We start from the raw sequence: 4,482 nt of genomic DNA, 5'->3' as shown, positions 1-4,482 counted from the left end.
CGCTTCGCGATGCACAGAAATCATGCATTCGCATGATTTCGCGCCGCAATTTGCACCAAGCCGTTGCTATTTTTATAAAAAAATGATACTATATCTTTATGTGAATGCTCTCTGTGAACACTTTTCCACAGGGAGCTTATTTTACCAGAAGAGGAGACACATCATGAACAATTACAGAATGGGAACAAAATGTGTTCAGGCCGGATATAAACCGGGAAATGGTGAACCAAGACAGATCCCGATCATTCAGTCAACAACATTCAAATACGACACCAGCGAGGATATGGGAAAACTTTTCGACCTTGAAGCTGAGGGTTATTTCTACTCACGCCTTCAGAATCCTACCTGCGACCATGTTGCAGCCAAGATTGCTGCAATGGAGGGTGGAACTGCAGCTATGCTCACTTCTTCCGGACAAGCAGCCAATTTCATGGCTCTGTTCAATATCTGTGAGTGCGGAGACCACATTGTGGCTTCTTCTTCCATTTATGGCGGAACCTTCAACCTGATCTCTATTACCATGGCCAAAATGGGTATCACCGCAACCTTTGTTTCCCCAGATGCTACTGAAGAAGAATTAAACGCAGCTTTCAAGCCAAATACCAAAGTTATGTTCGGCGAAACCATTGCGAATCCGGCACTTACCGTCCTGGATATTGAACTTTTTGCAAAAGTTGCTCACGAACATGGGGTTCCCCTTGTAGTCGATAACACCTTCCCTACACCAGTAAACTGCCGCCCCATCGAATGGGGTGCTGACATTGTTACTCACTCCACCACCAAATACATGGACGGACATGGTGCAGCATTAGGCGGTGCTATAATTGATGGCGGTCACTTTGACTGGATGGCGCACAAAGACCGATATCCAGGACTTTGCACGCCAGATGAGAGCTATCACGGAATTACATATGCTGAGAAATTTGGAAAAGAAGGCGCATTCATCACGAAATGTACCGCTCAGCTTATGCGTGATTTCGGTTCCATGCAGTCCCCGAACAGTGCTTTCATCCTGAATCTTGGACTGGAGTCCTTGCATGTACGCATGCCGAAGCATGTGGAGAATGGACAGGCTGTAGCAGAATTTCTGGAAAGCCATCCAAAGGTAGCTTACGTAAATTACCCGGGACTTCCATCTAATAAATACTATGACAGAGCAAAGAAATATCTGCCAAACGGCGGTTGCGGTGTTGTTTCCTTCGGTCTGAAGGGCGGCCGTGAAGCAGCTTCCACCTTTATGCAGAACTTAAAGCTTGGCGCAATTGAGACTCACGTAGCAGATGCAAGAACCTGCTGCCTGAACCCTGCCACCTCCACCCACAGACAGATGACAGACGAGCAGCTCATTGAAGCTGGCGTACCGGCAGAGCTGATCCGTATCAGCCTTGGTCTTGAGGATAAAGAAGATCTGATCGCAGATATTTCCAATGCGCTGGATGCAATTAAATAATTGCATGCTTTCCACAATAACGGATTAAAATTATAGAGTTTTACACTTTTTATAACTATTCCTACACATAAATCCCCATAACAGACCTTATATTTGATCTGTTACGGGGATTTTTCGAACTTCGAATAAGCAATAACATCTCCATTTTTACAAATGCTATACCAGAATTTTTTATTGTAATTCCAGGACAGGTATGATACAATTTATCCGGTTAACGGAATGCAGTGCCAGGGGGAGCGCCCTTGTGCTGCGGTCAGAATTTGTGATGACGAAAACCAGATTGCGAGGGAGCCCGTAGGTCCGGGTTGAGAGGATCCCGTCAGGATCGACCGAAACCTGTTCACCTGTTTTACAGGTGAATTGTCAGCATCTGCTCGAAAGTCATTTTCGATACATGCTGAGAGGCATGTATTTTTATTTACATGAATAATGAGCCCTTCTCACCATGGCATATTTGAGAATCCATTGCTGTAATCCATATTCCCAGTTTTGCAGAAAAATTTTTTCAAACATTCTATAGTAAGAAATTGGGCAATTTTCTCGTTATAACCGACTTCCAGCAGAAATAAAGTTACTGCCCATTTTATTCGCAGCGATTCGCTTTGCGTAACATTTCAAATGCACAGTAACACATTATATGATCAAACAAAAGCATGGAGGTATTTCACTATGAAGAAACACATTGTATCCGCACTTTCCCTGGCATTATGCCTGGGACTTACCGTTGGGAGCACTGTCACTGTTTTTGCAGAGGACACCAAAACCATTGATTCTCTGAAGATTGCATTTTCCCCATATGCAGATTCCGACACCATCACCACTGCTACAGAGCCGCTGGAAGATTTACTGAAGGAGACACTTCTCGCCAAGGGGTATGACGTGGAAAACGTGGATATGACAGTGGGTACAAGCTACACTGCTGTTGGCCAGGCTTTAAGTGCCGGAAGCGCAGATATCGGATTTATTTCTGGCGGAAATTACGTACTTTTCTCTGATGACTGTGACGTTCTTCTTACCGCACTTCGCTATGGAATCAACAAAGATTCTGATGATCCGAAAGACTGGAATGATGGTACAATCGAAGAAAACACCGATGAGATGTCTACCTATTACCGTTCTATTATTCTGGCAGGTCCAAGCGAAAAAGGACAGGCTTTACTGGAAAAGGTAAATAACGGCGAAGAGCTTACCTGGGATGATCTGAACGACGCTACCTGGGCTGTTATGGGACCGACTTCTGCTTCCGGTTATATTTATCCAAGCTTATGGCTGAACGAGAAATATGGCAAGGGAATCAGCGATCTGGCAAATGCGGTGGAGTCTGATTCTTATACCACTTCTCTTGCACGTCTGGCTTCCGGACAGGCCGATGTGATGGTTTCTTATGGCCACATCCGTACCAAATACGCACCGGAATGGAAAGAGACCTTCGGCGGTACAGATGATATGGTGAATCAGACTGGTGTGATCGGAGTTACAGATAAGATTTACAATGATATGATTGCATACAGCAAGACTTCTGAAGTTATGCAGGATGAAGATTTCCGCCAGGCGCTTGGAGATTCCTTTATTGAGATTGCGAATACGGACGAAGGAAAAGATATTATCAGCGTGTTCAGCCAGGTTGGATATGAATGGGGCGATGACTCCAATTACGATGGCGAACGAGAGGCGCAGGAACTGCTGAAGTCTATGGAATAGACTTCAACTTTTCTGAATAATTACAAAATATTTTAAACTGCCGGGGCAGGTTATTTGCCTCGGCAGTAGTTTTAAACGAGGTCAATTTTATCTATGAATTTACAGATTCAGCATATCGCAAAAGAATTTCATAATGGCACAAAAGCCCTGGCAGATGTGGATTTCTCCGTCTCACAGGGGGAATTTGTCTCGGTGATCGGGCCTTCGGGGGCGGGGAAGACAACACTCTTTCGCATTCTCAATGGAATGATGGACTGCACTGGAGGGCAGGTGCTTCTGGATGATAAGCGCTTTCATTCCCTAAAAGGAAGGAAAAAACGTGAACTGCAAAAATCTATTGCAACCATTTATCAGGACTTCTGCCTGGTGGAGAATTCTACCTGTCTGAAAAATGTGCTGACTGCCGGGCTTCCTGATATGGGATTTTTCCAGGGCGTATTTGGACTTTATGGAAAATCACGTAAGAAAGAAGCCCTGAAACTGCTGGATCGGGTTGGGCTTCTGGAAAAGGCAGACGAACCGGTTAAAAATCTGTCTGGTGGACAAAAGCAAAGGGTAGCAATTGCAAGAGCACTTATGCGGCATCCGGCGATCCTGCTGGCAGATGAACCGGTGGCGTCTCTTGATCCAGTTACCGGGAGACAGATTCTAGGGTTGCTGAAGAGTATTCATGAGGCGGATGGTGTCACCATTTTAATGAACAGCCATAATCTGGAATTCTCCCAGGAATTCTCCGACCGACTTATTGGTCTGAAAGATGGCAAGGTTGTATTTGACGGTAAGACAGCTGATCTGACTGATTCTATCACCACACAAATTTATAACAAAAATGATACTCAGATAGAGAATAAGCGAGGTGTCGCTTATGAATGATAACAAAACAAGCAAAAATTCCATTGTGGCAAAATTTGCTGTTCCAATTTCTTTTCTGATTTTGTTTTTCCTTGCAGCAAATTTCACAGACTGTGACCTTGTAACTTTCTGGAAACGAAGGAGCCACCTCACTGATCTGGTTGTGGATATGATCCCGCCAGATTTTTCCTATATTCAGAAAATCCTGCTGCCACTTTTTTACACCATTCAGATGTCCGTTACTGGAACGGTACTTGGTACCTTTTTTGCCCTTGTACTCTCGCCTTTTGGCGCTGCAAACTTAGAATTTCCAGCTGTAATGCGAAGGATTCTCAGAATTGTGATCCAGATTCTCCGTTCTTTTCCAGCCCTGATCCTGGCACTTACTGCTACCTTTCTTTTCGGACTTGGAACATTTGCAGGTACTTTTGCCATCACCTTATATACCTTTGCCATTATGACAAAGCTTACCTATGAAG

General features: G+C 44.5%; 4 protein-coding genes. All 4 read left to right on the top strand.

Going from position 1 to position 4,482, the window contains the following annotated elements; translation table 11 throughout:
• Nucleotides 1-163 precede the first annotated feature (163 nt).
• Entirely contained in the window at nucleotides 164-1,450 is a 1,287-nt protein-coding gene (locus tag AB5642_RS19805) for an O-acetylhomoserine aminocarboxypropyltransferase/cysteine synthase family protein (protein WP_173718231.1), read from the top strand.
• A gap of 669 nt (nucleotides 1,451-2,119) precedes the next feature.
• Nucleotides 2,120-3,151: a phosphate/phosphite/phosphonate ABC transporter substrate-binding protein gene (locus AB5642_RS19800; RefSeq protein ID WP_173718230.1), complete on the top strand. Its 1,032-nt coding sequence runs from the start codon at nucleotides 2,120-2,122 to the stop codon at nucleotides 3,149-3,151.
• Between the two features lie 93 nt (nucleotides 3,152-3,244).
• Complete coding sequence (gene phnC / locus AB5642_RS19795) at nucleotides 3,245-4,024, top strand: phosphonate ABC transporter ATP-binding protein (RefSeq protein WP_173718229.1); 780 nt, start codon at nucleotides 3,245-3,247, stop codon at nucleotides 4,022-4,024.
• A partial coding sequence (locus AB5642_RS19790) for a PhnE/PtxC family ABC transporter permease (RefSeq protein WP_368371917.1) occupies nucleotides 4,017-4,482 on the top strand: 466 nt, incomplete at its 3' end. The genes phnC and AB5642_RS19790, both read left to right, overlap by 8 nt.

This window comes from Ruminococcus sp. 1001136sp1_2201st1_G3_2201SCRN_220225 (genome assembly GCF_040924365.1).
Classification (GTDB): Bacteria; Bacillota; Clostridia; order Lachnospirales; family Lachnospiraceae; genus Blautia_A; species Blautia_A faecis.
The sequence above is the reverse complement of the archived record's forward strand: the minus strand, read 5'-3'. Positions and strand labels throughout refer to the sequence as shown.

Coding starts and splice junctions, on each gene's coding strand:
- phnC (WP_173718229.1), top strand. CDS start 3,245: ATGAATTTACAGATTCAGCATATCGCAAAAGAATTTCATAATGGCACA.
- AB5642_RS19805 (WP_173718231.1), top strand. CDS start 164: ATGAACAATTACAGAATGGGAACAAAATGTGTTCAGGCCGGATATAAA.
- AB5642_RS19800 (WP_173718230.1), top strand. CDS start 2,120: ATGAAGAAACACATTGTATCCGCACTTTCCCTGGCATTATGCCTGGGA.